Annotated in this window: 10 protein-coding genes (1 of these 10 running past the window's edge); 6 read left to right on the top strand and 4 right to left on the bottom strand. The window is 74.7% G+C overall.

Features of this window, described 5'->3' with window-relative positions:
- Nucleotides 1–38 precede the first annotated feature (38 nt).
- A complete protein-coding gene (locus tag GA0070606_RS09970) occupies nucleotides 39–683 on the top strand; it encodes an ATP-dependent Clp protease proteolytic subunit (RefSeq protein ID WP_091097053.1) in 645 nt (214 codons plus the stop codon).
- Between the two features lie 241 nt (nucleotides 684–924).
- Here GA0070606_RS09970 and GA0070606_RS09965 read toward each other — a convergent pair whose 3' ends face one another.
- Genes GA0070606_RS09965 through GA0070606_RS09950 form a run of 4 tightly spaced genes read right to left on the bottom strand, consistent with a single transcriptional unit; the run spans nucleotide 925 to nucleotide 8,310 of the window.
- Nucleotides 925–1,740 (bottom strand): SDR family NAD(P)-dependent oxidoreductase, encoded by an 816-nt coding sequence (locus GA0070606_RS09965; RefSeq protein ID WP_091097051.1) that lies wholly within the window; start codon nucleotides 1,738–1,740, stop codon nucleotides 925–927.
- Nucleotides 1,741–1,764: 24 nt separating this feature from the next.
- Nucleotides 1,765–2,064, bottom strand: a complete 300-nt coding sequence (locus GA0070606_RS09960; protein ID WP_091097049.1) for a hypothetical protein — start codon at nucleotides 2,062–2,064, stop codon at nucleotides 1,765–1,767.
- Nucleotides 2,061–3,488, bottom strand: coding sequence for an acyltransferase domain-containing protein (locus tag GA0070606_RS09955; protein ID WP_091097047.1), 1,428 nt, complete (start codon nucleotides 3,486–3,488; stop codon nucleotides 2,061–2,063). The genes GA0070606_RS09960 and GA0070606_RS09955 overlap by 4 nt, the downstream gene beginning before the upstream one ends.
- The gene (locus GA0070606_RS09950) at nucleotides 3,481–8,310 is read right to left on the bottom strand and encodes a type I polyketide synthase (RefSeq protein ID WP_176737285.1); all 4,830 of its coding nucleotides are present in this window, start codon (nucleotides 8,308–8,310) and stop codon (nucleotides 3,481–3,483) included. The genes GA0070606_RS09955 and GA0070606_RS09950 overlap by 8 nt, the downstream gene beginning before the upstream one ends.
- A gap of 986 nt (nucleotides 8,311–9,296) precedes the next feature.
- Between GA0070606_RS09950 and GA0070606_RS09945 the strand changes: the two genes are divergently transcribed.
- The 5 genes from GA0070606_RS09945 to GA0070606_RS09925 form a co-directional block, all read left to right on the top strand.
- A complete protein-coding gene (locus tag GA0070606_RS09945) occupies nucleotides 9,297–10,100 on the top strand; it encodes an SDR family NAD(P)-dependent oxidoreductase (RefSeq protein ID WP_091097044.1) in 804 nt (267 codons plus the stop codon).
- Nucleotides 10,101–10,121: 21 nt separating this feature from the next.
- A complete protein-coding gene (locus tag GA0070606_RS09940) occupies nucleotides 10,122–10,877 on the top strand; it encodes a thioesterase II family protein (protein ID WP_176737284.1) in 756 nt (251 codons plus the stop codon).
- A gap of 80 nt (nucleotides 10,878–10,957) precedes the next feature.
- Nucleotides 10,958–12,592: a PhpK family radical SAM P-methyltransferase gene (locus GA0070606_RS09935; RefSeq protein ID WP_091097039.1), complete on the top strand. Its 1,635-nt coding sequence runs from the start codon at nucleotides 10,958–10,960 to the stop codon at nucleotides 12,590–12,592.
- A 32-nt stretch (nucleotides 12,593–12,624) separates the two neighbouring features.
- Nucleotides 12,625–16,065 (top strand): non-ribosomal peptide synthetase, encoded by a 3,441-nt coding sequence (locus tag GA0070606_RS09930; protein WP_141721631.1) that lies wholly within the window; start codon nucleotides 12,625–12,627, stop codon nucleotides 16,063–16,065.
- On the top strand, nucleotides 16,062–17,709 hold the 5' portion of the coding sequence (locus tag GA0070606_RS09925; RefSeq protein WP_091097035.1) for a type I polyketide synthase. It continues 1,508 nt past the right edge of the window; only the first 1,648 of its 3,156 coding nucleotides appear in the window; it begins with the start codon at nucleotides 16,062–16,064; its stop codon lies beyond the right edge, outside the window. Before GA0070606_RS09930 ends, GA0070606_RS09925 begins: the two co-directional genes overlap by 4 nt.

The raw sequence follows: 17,709 nt of genomic DNA, 5'->3' as shown, positions 1-17,709 counted from the left end.
TTGCCGGGGGAGCAATTTCCGAGGGAGAGAGGGCGAACATGATCCGCAAGCCGAATCTGTCCGTGGACGCCAGGTACGTCCTGCCGTCGTTCGCTGAGCGGACGTCGTACGGCATGAAGGAGACCAACCCGTACAGCAAGATGTTCGAGGACCGGATCATCTTCCTCGGCACGCCGGTCGACGACGCCGCGGCCAACGACGTGATGGCACAGCTCATCACGTTGGAGGCGACGGATCCCGAGCGGGACATCACCATGTACATCAACTCGCCGGGCGGCTCCTTCACCGCGATGACGGCGATCAACGACACCATGCGCTACGTCCGGCCGGACGTGCAGACCGTCTGCCTGGGCCAGGCGGCGTCCTCCGCCGCCATCCTGCTGGCGGCGGGCACTCCGGGCAAGCGGATGGCGCTGCCGCACTCGCGGATCCTGATCCACCAGCCCGCCATCGAGGGCGTCCAGGGGCAGGGCACGGACCTGGAGATCCAGGCCCGCGAGATCATGCGGATGCGCACCCAGATGGAGGAGATGCTGGCCCAGTACTCGGGCCGCCCGCAGGAGGAGGTCTCCCGCGACATCGAGCGCAACAAGATCCTGACCGCCGACGACGCGGTGGCCTACGGGCTCGTCGACACGATCCTGCGCAGCCGCAAGAAGAGCGCGGCGATGGTGGCGGGCTGAGCCGATCCGTCCGGGGCCGACGGCGCCACCCCGGCCCGTCGGCCCGCCCGGTCGGCGTCGCGTCCGGGCGGTCCCGGCCGGTCGGCCTCGCGGGGGCGTCGCGTCCGGGCGGTCCCGGCCGGTCGGCCTCGCGGGGGCGTCGTGTCCCGACGGCCCGTCTTGGAGGGCCTCGCCGTGCCGGGTCGCGCCCGCGGCTTCCCGGGCCGCGCCCGCCGGCACCCCGGCGACGGCCGACGTGCGGTCAGTCCGGCACGGTCAGCCCCGCGCGGTCCGTCCGGGCCGCGTCCGGGGTCGTCCGCGCGTCGTCGGCCGCCGGCAGCAGGCCCCCCGCGAGGTGCGGCTGGTAGCCGCCGCTCGCGGTCCACCCGCCGTCGAAGCGCACCGTGGTGGCGGTCAGGTAGCGCAGCTCGTCCGCGGCGAGCGCCCTGATCAGCTCCGCCACCTCGGCCGGCTCCGCCAGGCGGCGCTGCGGGGTGCCCCGCACGATGGTCTCCTCGTCGAGGAGGTTCCGGTGGATGCCGTCCATCACCAGCGGCGTCCGGACGTAACCCGGGCTGACCGCGATCACCCGGATGTTCTGCGCGGCCCACTCCACCCCGAGCACGTCGGTCAGCATCGCCACCCCGGCCTTCGAGGAGCAGTACGCGGCCCCCTCCACCATTGCCAGGTGCGCCGCCACGGAGGCGATGTTGACGACCAGCCCGCCCGCCCGCCGCAGGGCGGGGAACATCGCCCGGCAGCAGTAGTACGTCCCGGTCAGGTTGACCCCGATGACCCGTTCCCACGCCGCCGGCGCGAGCTCGCTGGCGAAACCGCGCCCACCGATGCCGGCGCTGTTGACCAGCAGGTCCGCCCGGTCGACCTCCGCCGCCGCGGCGGCCACCTGCTCGTAGTCGCGTACGTCGACCCGGCGCCCGGCCACCCCGTCCGCGTCGCACCCGCGCCGGTCCCAGCCGATCACGCGCCACCCGTCGTCGACGAGCCGCCGCGCCACCGCCGCGCCGATCCCGCTGGCCGCGCCGGTGACCACGGCCAGCCGCTGCCCACTCCCGTGCAAGCTGCCCTCCCTGGTGTGCGACGTTCAGTTCGGGGGCAGCCGGAGCCGGGCGATGCGCCGTTCGCCGTCCAGGGCGCGCATCGCGCGGGCCAGCGTGGCGACGTGCAGTTCGTCCTCACCGCGTTCGAGCATCGTCTCCGCCGTCACGCCGATCGCCTTGGCCTCCGCCGCCAGCGCCTGCGCGGCCAGCACGCAGCCCCGTACGTCGAAGTGGCCGCTGTCCCGGGCCGGGTTGAGGCGGGCGACCAGGTCGACGATGCGCAGGTAGCGGTCCACGAGTTCCTGCTCGGCGCGGGTCAGCGCGGGAAGCTCTCGTTCCGTCATGGTCGTACCCTGTCATCCCGGTGCCACCGCTGCCAGCCGTCGAGCACCTCGCGGCTGGCGTGGGCGACCTCGTCCAGGACGGCCTGGAACGCGGCGAGCACCGGGTCGTCGCCCGCCCTCGACGCCGATGGACCGCCGCGGGGCCACACGGCGCCGTCGGGCCGAGCGGTGCGGTCGGGCCCGACGGTGTCGTCGCGCCGGATGGTGTCGTCGCGCCGGATCGGGTCGTCGGCACCGGGGAGCGCGGCGAAGTCGGGTCGCAGCCCGTGCACCCACAGCGCCGCGGCGAGCCGGGCCAGTTCCGCCAGCCCGTCCGGCCGGCCCTTCGAGGCGCTGGCCACGACGTGCCGTTGACCGTGCAGCGTGTCGCGGACGAAGGCGGCGAGGCTGCCGTGGCCGACCTGCACGAAGACCCGGGTGCCCTCGTCGTGCAGGCGCTGCACCAACTCCCGGAAGCGGACCGGGGAGACCAGGTGCCGGACGAGGAGCCGGCCCAGCGCCGGCGCGTCGTCGGGGTAGCGGTCCACGGTGGTCGCCGACCAGACGGGCACCGCCGCGGCCCGCAGCGGTACGGCCCGCAGGACGGCGGCCACCGGGTCGAGGTAGGGCGCGAGCATCGGGCTGTGGAATCCGGACCGGAACGGCAGCACGGTCCGGGGTATCGCCGGGTCGGCGATCCGGGCGAACGCGGTGTGGATCGCCGCGTCGGTGCCGCAGAGCACCGTCTGCCGGGGACTGTTGTCGTGGGAGATGACCACGTCGGCGACCCCGTCGATCAGCCGCCTCGCCTCGGCGACCGGGCAGCCGACCACCGCGAACGCCACGTCGGGCAGCTGGTAGGCGTCCGGCCCCATCCCCCGGGCGAAGTCGTCGAAGGCCTCCGGCGCCCACCTGCCGGCCGAGAACAGGGCGCTCCACTCGCCGGCGCTGTGCCCGGCGACGAGGTCCGGCCGGATGCCCAGCCGTCGCAGCGCGCCGTCGAGCAGCCGCCCGGTGTGCAGCAGGTCCCACGTCCGGCCGCCCACCGTCCCGGTGCGGTCCGGCTCGTAGCCGGGCAGGTCGAACGCCCCGGCCACGTCGTCGAGCGGCGGCCGGTCGTGGGCGGACAGGCCGGGGAAGAGGAACGCCACCTGGCCCGGGCGGCCCGGCCGCAGCACCGGGTCGGCGGTGTACCAGAGGTCGGCCGGGCCGTCCCAGGACCGTTCCCGCAGCACGAGTTCCTGCGCGAGGGCGAGCCGGTCCGCCGTCGGCGTCAGCAGCGCCACCCGGCACGGCAGGTCGGCGTCGGCCGGGTCGGCGGGGCGGGGCCCACCCCGGGCGACATCCCGCAGCCGGTCGGCGAGCTGCGCGGGGGAGGACGCGGCGAGGCGCAGGACGGCAGGCCCCGACGGGCGGGGGTGCGGCGCCGGGGCCGGCTCAGTCATCGAACCCGGCGGGCTGGAACGGGGCCGGGTCGCCGGCCACGTACAGCACCTGGTGCACGTCCCGCGGGCCCTCGACGATCTCGCGCATCAGCGCCTCGACGCCGGCCTCGGGGTCGATCACCGCGATGCCGCGGCGCGCGTACTCCCGTTCCAGCTCGGCCGAGACCATGCCGCCGCCGGCGGCGGCCCAAGGACCCCACGCCACCGCCAGGGTGCGGCCGGTGAACCGGTCGGCGGCGGCCTGCGCCAGGGTGTCCAGCGCGTCGTTCGCCGCCGCGTAGTCGGCCTGCCCCCGGTTGCCGAACACGCCGGAGACGCTGGAGAAGTAGAGCAGCAGCCGCAGGTCCGGCTTCAGCGCGTCCAGCAGGACCCGGGCGCTGCGCACCTTCGCGTCGTAGACGGCGGAGAAGGACGCCTGGTCCTTGTCCCGGATGAGCCGGTCGTCGACCGCCCCGGCGCCGTGCACGACGACGTCGATGCGGCCGTGCCGGCGGTAGACCTCGTCGACCGTGGCGGCCAGCCGGGCGTCGTCGCGGATGTCGAAGCGGTGGTACCGCAGGGACGCGGCGTGCGCCTCGAGCCGGTCGAGGACGGTGCGCAGCTCGCGCCCGGCGAGCAGGGCGCGCAGCCGGCGTTCCACCTCGGCCGGCGTGCCGGCGCCGCCGGCGAGCAGGGCGCGGCGCAGGTCGACCGGGTCGGTCAGCCCGGCCGTGGCGGCGTCCTCGACCGCCCCGGGCGGGGCGGTGCGACCGATGACCTCCAGGTGGCAGCCGTACCGTTCGGCGAGCGCGACGGCCGTGCGGGCCGTGATGCCCCGCCCGCCGCCGGTGACCAGCACCACGGAGTCGGCGTCCAGGTCGAGCGTTGCGGGCCCGGCGGGGAGGTCCTGCCGGACGTGGCGGCGGGTCACCCGGGAGCCGCCGGGCAGGCCGACGATCCCCCGGGTGCCGACGGCGACCTCGTCGACGATGCGGCCGGCGACGGCCTCGGCTCCGCCCTGCGGGTCCACGTCGAGCAGCCGGACCCGGGCCTGCGGGTACTCGTGGGCCACGGTGCGGACCAGCCCGGCGAAGCCGATCCCGGCCAGCGCGGCGTGCTGGCCGGCCGGGGCCGTCTCGGAGTCGACGGGTGCGAAGCGCCCGCCCATGGTGGTGACCACGGTGATGTCCGGCACCCCGGCGGTGAGCAGCGTGCGGAGCCGGTCGTAGGCCGCCGGCAGGGCCGGCTCCCCGTCGGCGTCGGTCACCGGCAGCAGGATCGCCAGGTCGAGGTGCTCCGGCGGGGTGGCCGCGTCGGCCGGGGCCGCCCCGACGCGGGTCAGCCGGTCGCGCAGCGCGTCCGCGAGCCCGGGTACGCCGCCGAGGACGGCGGCGGCCCGGCCGGAGAGGTCGGCGGCGCCCCGGGACGGCGCGGACAGCGGCAGCAGGGCGGGCACGTACCGGTCGGGCGCGCGGCCCCGGGCGGACCCGGTGCCCGGGTCGGCCCCGTCGGTCGTCGCGGCGCCGGGCGCGGCCCGGCCGGTCGCCGGGTTGTCGGTCAATGTCGGGCCGTCGGCCGGGGACGTGCTCGCGCCGGTCGGGGCGGGGTCGAGCGGGGGGAGCTGCGCCACCAGGTCGGCGATCGTACGGGCGCCGACGAGGGCGGACAGGCGCGTCTCCGGTCGCGGCACCGCCAACCGGCGCAGCAGCGTCTCAGCCAGCTCGGTCCGTTTGATCGAGTCGATGCCGAGGTCGGCCTCCAGGTCGATGGTGGGGGCGAGCATCTGCGCGGGGTAGCCCGTCCGCTCGCTCAGCAGGTCGACGGCGAGGCCGAGGACGCTGGTCGGGGCGGGGTCGGGCGTCTCGGCGCGGGCGGGCGCGGCGACGGACGGCGACGGCGCCGTGGGCATCGGCGTGGGGTCGGGCGTGGAGCGTCGCGGCTCGGACTCGCGGCCCAGGTAGCCGAGCATGATCTCGCGCTGGGCCTCGACGAGCTCCCGGCTGTTGCGCAGGAACTCCAGCACCGCCGCCTCCCGGAGGCGCCCGGCGTCGGCGCTGCCCGCCGTGGCCAGCCGGGGGGCCTCGTGGGCGGGGCGCAGGCCGTTGGGCACCGGGTTGCCGTCCGGCCCCCGGACCAGGTGCCCGTCGACGGTCCAGCCGGTCGCGCCGGGCGCGACGGTCGCGGTGGCCCGCGACCCGGCGAAGAGGCGGGCCGGGTCCACCGGCACACCGGCGACGGCCAGCTCCGCGAGGGCGTGCAGCAGGCGGGGCAGGCCCGGCTCGTTCGGCGCGTCGCAGCTGACCGCCCGGTGGGGCCGGTCACCGAGGATGCGGCCGATCATCCGGCTGAGCACCCGCCCGGGGCCCACCTCGACGAAGACCCGGGCCCCGGCGGCGTACATGTCCTCGATCTGGGTCAGGAAGCGCACCGGGGCGGCGAGCTGCCCGCCGAGCAGCCGGCGGATCTCCTCCGGCGCGTCGGGGTAGCGCCCCCCGGAGGCGTTCGCCCAGACGGGGCGCGCGGGCGGGCGTACCGGACAGTCGGCGAGGGCGGCGGCGAACTCCTCGGTGGCGTCGGCCATCGCCGGGCTGTGGAAGGCGCAGGAGACGCCGAGCGTGGTGGCGGAGCGGCCCTGCGCGCGCAGCCCGGTGACCGCGCTCGCCACCGCCGCCTCGGGGCCGGCGATCACCACCTGTTCCGGGGCGTTGTGGTTGGCGATCACCACCGTGCCGTCGAGCCCGGCCCGGGCGAGGGCCGCGGCGACCTCGTCGGCGTCGGCGGAGACGGCCGCCATGGCGCCGCCCCGCCCGCCGGCCGCGTGCATCGCGGCGGCCCGGGCGGCGGTCAGCCGCAGCAGGTCGGGCCGGGACAGGACGCCGGCGGCGTGCAGGGCGACGAGTTCGCCGTAGCTGTGCCCGCCGAGCAGGTCGGGCCGGACCCCGAGAGAGTCGAGCAGCTCCAGCAGCGCGACCTCGGCGACGCCGAGCGCGGGCTGGGCGTTGCGCGTGTCGGCGAGCGTGGCCGCCCGGGCCGCCGCGGTCGCCTCGTCGAACGAGGTGGGTGGGAACATCGCGGCGGCCAGCGCCGGGTCGTCGTAGAGGTCGGCCCGCATCGCGGGGAAGGCCGCGAAGAGGTCGGCCAGCATGCCCGGGCGCTGGCTGCCCTGCCCGGGGAAGACCAGGGCCACGACGGGCGGCTCCACCGGGCCGGGGCCGGCCAGGTAGACCCCCGCCCCGGGGTCGGCGCTGCCCTCGGCGACCAGCCGCAACCGCTCCCGCAGCTCGTCGAGGCCGCCCGCCACGACGGCGGCGCGGACCGGCCGGTCGTCGTCGCGGGTGCGGGCGAACCAGTCCAGGGCGAGGGCGTGCAGCGCCCCGTCCCCGGGCGGTGCCTCGGCGGCCAGGGCGGCCAGGGCCCGCGCCGCCTCCCCGGTCGCCGCCTCGTCGGCCGCGCGGAGCAGGAACAGCTCCGCCGGCCAGCGGTCCCACGCCTGGTCCGGGTCGGCGGTGCTGGGATGCGCCCGGACCACGGCGTGGAAGTTGGTGCCGCCGAAGCCGAACGCGCTGACCCCGGCGGCGCGCCGGGCCGGGGGCGCGAGCCAGGGCCGGGCGGCGCCGTCGAAGGCGAACGGGCTGGCTGTGGCGTCCCAGTAGGCGTTGGGGCGGGTCAGGTGCCCGGTCGGCGGGCGGACCCCGGTCTGCACCGCCCGCACGGCCTTGATCAGGCCGGCCATGCCGGCGGCGCACTTGGTGTGCCCGATCAGCGACTTCACCGAGCCCAGCGAGCAGGTGGCCGGGCCGGCCCCGTCGGCCGTGAACAGCTCGGACAGGGCGGACAGCTCGGTGCGGTCGCCGACGACGGTGCCCGTGCCGTGGGCCTCGACCAGGCCGATCTCGCCGGGCGTCACGCCCGCCGCCCGCAGCGCCCGTTCGACCGCGTGCCGCTGGCCCTGGGCGCGGGGGGCGGTGAGGCCCATGCCCCGGCCGTCGCTGGCGCCGCCGACACCGGCGATGACCGCGTGGATCCGGTCCCCGTCGCGTTCCGCGTCGGCCAGCCGCTTGAGCACGAGGCAGGCGACGCCCTCGCTGATCACGATGCCGTCGGCCGACTCGTCGAAGGTGCGGCACCGGCCGGTGGGCGACAGCGCCTGCACCGAGCCGAAGAGCAGGTAGTCGTGCACCCCGTTGTGGACGTCGACCGCGCCGCACAGCACCATGTCGCTCGTGCCGGCGGCCAGCTCCTTGCAGGCCAGGTCGACGGCGGCGAGCGACGACGCGCAGGCCGCGTCGACCGTGTAGTTGACCCCGCCGAGGTCGAGCCGGTTGGCGATGCGGCCCGCGATGACGTTGCCCAGGATGCCCGGGAAGGAGTCCTCGGTGAGGCGGGGCAGGTGGGCGTCGAGCGCGGCCGGCGGGTCGGCGAAGTAGGTCGGCAGCAGCGCGCGCATCCCGTACGCCGTGGCGAGGTCGGCGCCGGGCTCGGCACCGAAGATCACCGAGGTCTGCGCGCGGGGGAACGGACGGTCGGCGTATCCGGCGTCGGCCAGCGCGCGTTCGGCGGTGACGAGGGCGAGCAACTGGGCAGGATCGATGCTGCCGAGCGCGGCGGGCGGCACGCCGTGGGCCACCGGGTCGAACGGCACGGGTGCCAGGAAGCCGCCCCAGCGCGACGGGCTCCGCTCGCCCGGGCGGGGATCGTCCGCCGAGTAGTAGCGCTCCACGTCCCACCGCCCGGGGTCGACCTCCACCACGGCGTCGGTGCCGGCGACGACGTTGGCCCAGAAGGCGGCCGCGTCGGAGGCGCCGGGAAACGCGCAGGCCATGCCCACGATCGCGATGTCCATGGAATGCCCGGATCCTTTCCTCATCCCGTCCCCCGTCCCGCGCCCGGCCCACTCGTGGTGGACGGGCGCGCGGTCGTACTCGAAAAGGGCACCGTCGGCGGCGACGTCCGCCAATGCGCATAGTGCTGCGGCGGACGTTTTAAGAGTTGGCGGCCAGTGGCGCTGCGGCGATCTGCCGCGGTGGCTTCGCACGGGCGGCGCTGACGGTCTGCTGCCAGTTATAAACCGTGAACCCCGAGGCGGGGCTCGGGAGAGTCGGCACAAGCGAGATCGGTTGTGGCCTGCCTGCCTCCGAATGATCTCGTTCGATTAGCAAGCGTTTCCTGGATCCTTGCATACCGCCTGGTATGTGTCCACCCGTGATCACCTGGTCACCCGAACCGCCAGTTTTTGGCACCGGCTGCCCCGTTTATGCCCTTTTGATGGAGTGCTCGGATGGGAGTTCCACCGTCCGTGGGCCTGTCGCGTCGGCCCCTGAACGAGGGCGTGATGAGCGTCACTATCTGTCGCAGAACTGCAGCTAGCCGCGTTAATCGGCGGCTCCCTAGGGTTCGTTAATTGCCGGAAACGTCCGCGCGAATACCTGTACCGGCGGCCTCCTAACCGATTAGTGGGGATTGACTCCGACCGGGCTCCGTGATGTGCTTCCCGGGTCCCGACGGGGTTGGCGGAAATGCGTCGGAGTGCCCCCGGCGGCCGGCCGGGGGGTCGGGACGCCGCTGTCGTACGCCGCGCCGAGGCGACGCCGCGGCAGGCAAGGCGACCTGGGGGAACGGGGGCATTCCAGTGCTGATCCGTGCTGTCGACCGGACGCGAGACCACAACGACCGCCGGGGGCGGACGACCGCCTGCCGTGGCGCCTCGACCGCCCGGTCGCCGGGCCGGCGCCGGCCAGGCTGAGCCGGTCGCGGCAGTTCGGGCCGTCCAGGGCCCGGAAGGGCCGCCCCGCGAGGTGCGGCGTTCGAACCATGTCACGGGGGGAACCAGTGGATCTCGGATTGGACGGTCGGCGGGCGCTCGTCACCGGATCGTCGTCCGGTATCGGGGCGCGGATCGCCGAGATGCTCGCCGACGAGGGCGTGACCGTCGTCGTGCACGGTCGCTCGGTCCCGGCCGCGGAGACCGTGGTGCAGGGCATCCGGGCCAGGGGCGGCGACGCGGAACCGATCACGGTGGACCTGCTCGACCCGGACGGCCCGCAGCGGCTGGCGGTCGCCGCCGAGCGCTACCTCGGCGGCGTGGACATCCTGGTCAACTGCGCCGCCACCGGCCTGGACCGGCCGTGGGACGACACCACGGAGGAGGACTGGCGGCGCCTGCACGAGCTGAACGTCGTGACGCCGGCGCGCCTCGCCCGGGCCCTGGTCCCCGGCATGAGGCGCCGGGGCTGGGGCCGCCTCATCCAGATCGCCAGCGGGGCCGCCACCCAGCCGCAGGCGGGCTCGGTGGCGTACTCGACGACGAAGGCGGGGCTGGTCAACCTCACGACGGGCCTGGCCCGGGCGCTGGACCGCACGGGGATCACCGTCAACACCGTCAGCCCCGGCGTCATCGTCACGCCCCGCGTCGAGGCGTACGTCCGGGGCCTCGCCGCCGACCAGGGCTGGGGCACCGACTGGTCCGACATCGAGCAGCGCGTGCTCGCGGGGTCGATCGACAACCCCACCGGCCGCCTCGGCACACCCGACGACGTGGCGGCGCTGGTCGTCTTCCTCGCCAGCCCTCTCGCGGGCTTCGTCAACGGGGCCAACCACCGCGTCGACGGTGGCGCGATCGCCGTCGTCAACTGAGCTTCCCCGGAAGGATCAATGGTGACTGTCCACTACTCGGCGGACCGACGACAGCGGTGGTTCCTCTTCCCCGACGCCCCCGAGGCGCCGGTGGCCCTGTACTGCCTGCCGCACTCCGGGGCTGGGGCGACGGCCTACCGGGCCTGGATCCCCGCCGCGGCGCCGGGCATCGCGGTGCGCCCCCTGCAACCGCCGGGCCGGGAGAGCCGGGTCGACGAACCGCCCGCCTTCGACGTCGCCGAGGTCGCCGACGTGCTGGCCGACGAGACCCGCCCGTACGCGCTGTACGGCCACAGCTTCGGCGCCCTCCTCGGGCACGCAGTCGTCGCGGAACTCCAGCGGCGCGGCGCCACGCTGCCCCGCCGGCTCGTCGTCGGCGGGTCCCGCCCCCCGGGCGACCTGCCGGATCTCGCCCGGCGGCTGCTCGGCCTCGACGACGAGGAGTTCCTGCGCGAGGTCGTCGGGATGGGCGGCACGCCGGCCGAGATCCTGGACCACCCGGCGCTGGCCGCCCTGCTCGTCCCGGTGCTGCGGGCGGACTTCGGCTGGATCGACCGCTACGCCGACGCCGCGCACGACCCGGTCGACGTGCCGATCCTCGGCTTCGCCGGCACCGAGGACCCGATCGCCACGGCGGCGGCGATGGCCGGCTGGCAGCGGATGACGACGCGCGGCTACCGCGGCCACAGCGTGCGGGGCGACCACTTCTTCCACGTCACCGACCCCGCCGGGGTGGTGCGGGCCATCGCCGCCGACCTGGCGGCCCAACCCCGGTAGCACCAGACGGTGCGCCAACTCGACCGGCCCGGCAACGGGCGACGAGGTCCCCGGTCTTTCTGCCCGGAACGGAGCGGCACATGACAGACTGCCTGATCGTCGGCTTCAACGACGTCGACTTCGCCAGCTACGTCAGCGACGTGCGCCTGATGGGAACCGACTCCGGCGCCTTCCGCGACCTGCGCCTGGCGTACATCGACCTCGACGGGCGGCCGCTGCGCGCGTTGGACGCGCTGAGCCACCTGCGCGAGAGCCCGCCCGGCGCGCCGAAGCCGTACTTCCACAACGCCGACTTCCTCTGGCCGGTGGTCACGGTGCTGGGCAGCTTCCTGGCCCGGCGGGGGCTGAGCGTCGACTTCGTCAACCTCTTCCAGCACCAGCGCGAGGAGTTGCGGGAGAAGCTGGCGGGCGACGTCCGCCTCGTCGCCATCACCACCACGCTGTACGTCTCGCCGCAACCGATCATCGAGATCGTCGAGTTCGTGCGCCGGCACAACCCGACGGTGTCCATCGTGGTCGGTGGGCCGTTCATCACCAACCAGGTGGCCGCGCTGAAGCGCCCCGACCTTGACGCGATGATGGACTACCTCGGCGCCGACTACTACGTCACCGGCCGGGAGGGCGAGCTGGCCCTCGCCCGGCTGGCGCTGGCGCTGCGCTCCGGTACCGACCCGGGCGACGTGCCGAACCTGGCCTACCGCGCGGACGGCGACTTCGTCCACACCCGCACCGAGATCGAGTCGAACCCGCTCACCGAGCTGGTCGACTACCAGGTCTTCGGCCCGGACGCGTTCAACGAGTTCGTCACCACGCGGACGGCGAAGTCCTGCCCGTTCTCCTGCGCCTTCTGCGGCTTCCCGCAGCGTGCCGGCAAGTACACCTACCTCGACGTCACCCACGTCGAGCGGGAGCTGGACAACATCCGCAAGCTGCCGTCGGTCAACACCGTGACGTTCATCGACGACACCTTCAACGTCCCCAAGAACCGGTTCCGGGACATCCTCCGAATGATGATCGACAAGGACTACGGCTTCAAGTGGAACTGCTTCTACCGCAGTGACCACGGCGACCGGGCGACCATCGAGCTGATGAGCCAGGCCGGCTGCGAGGGCGTCTTCCTGGGCATCGAGTCGGGCAGCGACGTGCTGCTCAAGCAGATGAACAAGACCGCCCGCCGGGCCGACTACCTCGACGCGCTGGCGGCCTTCAACGAGCACGGCATCTCGACGTACGCCTCGCTGATCGTCGGGTTCCCGGGCGAGACGGAGGAGACCGTCGCCGAGACCGTCAGCCTGCTCGACCAGGGCCGGCCCGACTACTTCCGGGCCCAGCTCTGGTACTGCGACCCGGTCACCCCGATCTACCAGCGCCGCGACGAGCTGGGCATCAGGGGCGAGGCGTTCAACTGGAGCCACCGCACGATGGACTGGTCGACCGCCGCCCAGATCATCGACGACCTCTTCGTCGACGTGACCAGCTCCGTCTGGCTCCCGCAGTTCGGGTTCGAGCAGTGGAGCACCTTCTATCTGCAACGCAAGGGCATGTCCGGCGGGCAGGTCAAGGACTTCGTCCGCGCCTTCAACGGCGTCCTGGCCGACCAGCTGCGCCACCCCGGCGGCAGTGCCGCCCAGCCGGAGCTGCTCGACCGGCTGCGTCGGGCGAGCCAGTTCGAGGCGGTGAACCCGCCGGGCCCGGCGCCGTCGCCGGTGAAGTGACCGTCCCGTCCGTCCCAGCAGAAAGCGGTACCGTGCGCCGATCACCTTCCGACGCGGCCCGGGCCCGGCTGGCCAGCCGGCTGGCGGCCGGGGCCGAGTTCCTCGCCAGCGACCCGACGGACGACTCCGGAGCCCTTTCCGACGACACGTCGGCCACCGACGGCCCGCGACGCTTCGCGGCCGCCGCGCCCCCGCCGGACCCGGCCGCCCCGGCCCCGGTCTCGTTCGCGCAGCGCCGACTGTGGTTCCTGCACCAGTTCCAGCCGGACAGCCCCGCCTACCACGTCCCGGCGGTGCTGCGGCTGACCGGACCGCTGTCGGTGGACGCCCTGCGGGACGCCCTGGACCGGCTGGTGGCCCTCCATCCCGCCCTGCGCACCGTGTTCGACGACGCCGACGGCGAACCGGTGCAGCGGGTGGTCGACGCGCCCGCCGCCCGGCTCGACGTGACCGACCTGACCGACCTGCCGGCCGAGCAGCGGGAGGCCCGCGTACGCGACGCCGTCGCCGCCGAGCGCCAGCCCCCGTTCGACCTGCGGCGCGGGCCGCTCCTGCGGACGCGACTGTTCCGGCTCGGCGAGCACGACCACCGGCTCTTCCTCGACCTGCACCACATCGTCGTCGACGGCTGGTCGCTCAGCGTCCTGGTCAACGACCTGGTCCGCTGCTACGCGGCGGCGACCGGCCACGGTACGGCGCCCGCCCGGCCGCCCGTCGACCCGGCCGGGCACGCCCGGTGGCAGCACCACCGCGTCCGCGCCGGCGAACTCGACGACCAGTTGGCGTGGTGGGAGCGGCGGCTCGCCGGCGCCTCGGCCACCGAACTCGCCCCCGACCGGGTCCGCCCCGCCGTGCTGGGCTGGCGGGGCGGCCGGCGCACGGTGCGCCTCGACGCCGGGCTGACCGACCAGGTCCGGGCCACCGCCCGGCGGTACGCGGCCTCGCCGTTCATGGTGCTCCTGGCCGGCTTCGTCGCGCTGCTGCACCGGCAGACCGGGCAGTCCGACGTGGTGCTCGGCACGCCCGTCGCCGGCCGGGACCGGGTGGAGCTGGAGCCGCTGGTCAGCCTGCTGGTCAACACCGTCGTGCTGCGTACCGACGTCTCCGGCGACCCCACCTTCGCCGACCTGGTGGCCCGGGTGCGCGACGTCGTGCTGGACGCCCAGACGCACCACGAGGCCCCGTTCGAGCTGCTGGTGGAGCGGCTGCGCCCGGTCCGGGACCCGGCCCGCCACCCGCTGTTCCAGATCGTCTTCGCGATGAAGAACCTTCCCCCGTTCGAGCGGCTGCACGTCGGAGCGCTGACGGTGGAACTGCTCGACATGGTCGGCGAGGTGTCGAAGTTCGACCTCTCCGTGATGGCGTTCGAGGGCGACACGCACATCGACTGCGAGTTCGAGTTCAGCACCGAGCTGTTCGACGACGAGCGCATCGCGCAGCTGATGACGCAGTACCGGGCGGTCCTCGGCTCGCTCTGCGGTCACCCGGACCGGCGGCTGTCGGCGGCGGCGCTGCTCGACCCCGACGAGGAGGACCGGATCGTGCGCCGCTGGAGCGGCCGGGTCCGCGACCACCCGACCGTGCCGGTGCACCACCTGGTGGCGCGGCGGGCCCGGTCCGCGCCGGACTCGCCCGCCGTGCGGGCCGACGGCCGGACGCTGACGTACGGGGAGCTGGACCGTCGCGCCGACGTCCTCGCGGCCCGGCTGCGGGCCGTCGGCGCGGGGCCCGGCCGGCCGGTGGCCGTCTGCCTGGAGCGGGGGCCCGAGCTGGTGACCGCCTTCCTCGCCGTGCTCAAGGCGGGCGCGGCGTACGTGCCGCTCGATCCCGGCTACCCGCCGGACCGGCTCACCTTCACGCTGGCCGACAGCGCGGCCTGCGCGGTGCTGACCGGCGAGGAGCTGACCGGCCGGTTCGCGGCGGCCCGCACGGCGGTGCTCGACGTGGCCGTCGCCATCGCCGACGCCGAGGAGGCCGACGCGGTGGCCCCCGCGGCCGAGCCCGACCCTCGGGAGATCGCGTACGTCATCTACACCTCCGGCTCCAGCGGGCGCCCGAAGGGGGTCGAGGTCACCCACGGCGGGCTGGCCAACCTGGTGCACTGGCACCTCGACGCCTACCAGGTCGGGCCGCGGGACCGGGCCACCCTCGTCGCCAGCCCCGGCTTCGACGCCTGCACCTGGGAGCTCTGGGCGGCGCTGGCCGGCGGTGCGGCGCTGCACGTGCCGCCCGAGCCGGTCCGGGTCGCGCCGGACCGGCTGGCCAGGTGGCTGGTCGACGAGGCGATCACGGTGACCTTCCTGCCCACCACCGTCGCCGAGGCGGTCCTGGCGGAGCCGGCGGTGACCGGCTCGGCGCTGCGGCTGCTGCTCACCGGGGGCGACGCGCTGACCCGCACGCCCCCGCCCGGGCTCGGCGCCCGGCTGGTCAACCACTACGGCCCGACGGAGAACACCGTGGTGGCGACGGCCGACCCGGTGCCCGCGCAGGCCGGGCCGGTGGTGCACGCGCCCCCGATCGGGCGCGCCATCGCCAACGTCACCACCTACGTGCTCGACGGGGCCGGGCGTCCGGTGCCGGTCGGCGTGCCGGGGGAGCTCTGCCTCGGCGGGCTCCAGGTGGCCCGGGGCTACCTCCGGGACCCGCGCCGCACCGCGGAACGCTTCGTCCCGGATCCCTTCGGCGAGACGCCGGGCGCCCGGTTGTACCGCACCGGCGACCTCGTCCGCTGGCTGCCTGACGGGCGGCTGGACTTCCTCGGCCGGCTCGACAGCCAGCTCAAGGTGCGCGGGTTCCGGGTCGAGCCGAGCGAGATCGAGGCGGTGTTGGTGACCCATCCCGCCGTCCGGGAGGCCGCCGTCGTGGTCCGGGGCGACGGCGCGGACCGCCGCGACCTCGCCGCGCTGCTCGTCCTCGCCGACGGTCCCGCGCCGACGTACGAGGAGGTGCGGGCCGTGGCCCGGCGGCACCTGCCGGGCTACATGGTGCCGGCGGTCCTCGCCGTGGTGGACGACCTGCCCGTCACCACCAACGGCAAGCTCGACCGGGACCGGCTGTCCTGGCGCGACGGGCGGCCGCTGCGCCAGGAGAGCACCGCCGAGCCGCCCGTCGGCGCCACCGAACGCGCGGTCGCCGAGGTGTGGGCCCTCGTGCTCGACGTTCCGCCGCTGGGCCGCACCGACAACTTCTTCGACCTCGGGGGCCACTCGTTCCTGGCGCTGCGCGCCCGCCAGCAGCTCGCCGAGCGGCTCGGCGTCGAGCTGAACGTGGTCGACCTGTTCCAGTTCCCGACCGTGGCCTCGCTCGCGGCCCACCTGGACCGCATCCGCGCCACCCCGGAACCGGCCGGGAAGCCGGAACCGGGGGCGCCGGACGGCTACGCGCAGCGCCGCCGCGCCGCGCTGCGCGGCGGCCTGGCACGTCGTCGACAGGCGCACGAACAGCGCCGCCTCGCGGAAGGGACGGACCGATGACCGAGTTGCCCGCGCACCTCGACGAGCAGTTCGACAACGCCCTGGCGGTGGTCGGCCTGGCGGGTCGTTTCCCGGGGGCGTCGAACGTCGCGGAGTTCTGGCGGAATCTGTGTGCCGGGGTGGAGTCGGTGACGTTCTTCTCGCCGGAGGAGTTGGCGGCGGCGGGGGTGCCGGAGTCGGTGTACTCGCATCCGAGTTACGTGCCGGCGAAGGCGCGGTTGGACGGCGTGGAGTTGTTCGACGCGGAGTTCTTCGGGTTCAGCGCCCACGAGGCGGAGTTGACGGATCCGCAGCACCGGCTGTTCCTGGAGTGCGCGTGGGAGGCGCTGGAGGATGCCGCGTACGACCCGGCGCGTTTCCCGGGCCGGATCGGCGTCTACGCCGGCAGCTCGGTCAATTCCTATCTGCTCCGCGCGGTGGCCGCCGACCCGACCCTGATCTCCGACATGAGCGCGCTCATGGCCAACGAGAAGGACTTCCTCGCCACCCGGGTGGCGTACAAGTTCGACCTGCGCGGCCCGGCGATGACGGTCCAGTCGGCCTGCTCGACGTCGCTGGTGGCGATCCACCAGGCGTGCCAGGCCCTGCTGGCCGGGGAGTGCGACATGGCGCTGGCCGGCGGCGTCGGCGTCCGGGCCGAGGACGCCGAGGGCTACCGCCACCAGGACGGCATGGCCCTCTCCCCGGACGGCCACTGCCGCGCCTTCGACCGGGCGGCCGCCGGCACCGTCAACGGCAGCGGACTGGCCGTCGTGGTGTTGCGGCGGTTGGTCGATGCGGTGGCGGCGGGGGATGTGGTGCATGCGGTGGTGCGGGGTTCGGCGGTGAACAACGACGGTGGTGGTAAGGCGGGTTTTACGGCGCCGTCGGCGGTGGGTCAGGCGCAGGTGGTGGCGGATGCGTTGGCGGTGGCGGGGGTGTCGGCGTCGTCGGTGGGTTTTGTGGAGGCGCATGGGACGGGGACGCCGTTGGGGGATCCGATTGAGGTTGCGGGGTTGACGCGGGCGTTTCGGGTGGATGCGGATGGGGTGGGGTTTTGTGCGTTGGGGTCGGTGAAGACGAATGTGGGGCATTTGGATGCGGCGGCGGGGGTGGCGGGTTTTGTGAAGGCGGTGTTGGCGGTGCGGGAGGGTGTGGTGCCGCCGACGGTGCATTTTCGTGAGGCGAATCCGAAGTTGGCGTTGGAGTCGTCTCCGTTTTTTGTGAATGGTGAGTTGGTGTCGTGGCCGTTGGTGGGGGTGCGGCGGGCTGGTGTGTCGGCGTTGGGGGTTGGTGGGACGAATGCGCATGTGGTGTTGGAGCAGCCGCCTGCGGTGAGTTCGGTTGGCGGTGGGGTGCGGGGTTGGCAGGTGGTGGTGGTGTCGGGGCGGACGCCGTCGGCTCTGGTGGAGGTGGGGCGTCGGGTTGGTGGGGTGTTGGCTTCGGGTGGGGTGGGTTTGGCGGATGTGGCGTACACGTTGCAGGTGGGTCGGCGGCATTTCGAGCGTCGGCGGGCGGTGGTGTGTCGTGACGCCACCCAGGCCGCCGCTGCCCTGACCGGGGCGGACCCGGAACGGCTGCTGACCGGCCGGGCCGGCGACCTTCCACCCGCCCTGGTGTTCCTCTTCCCCGGCGGCGGCAGCCAGTACGTCGGCATGGGCCGCC

It is taken from the genome of Micromonospora citrea (genome assembly GCF_900090315.1).
GTDB lineage: Bacteria > Actinomycetota > Actinomycetes > Mycobacteriales > Micromonosporaceae > Micromonospora > Micromonospora citrea.
This window is presented reverse-complemented; position numbering and strand designations above follow the sequence as displayed.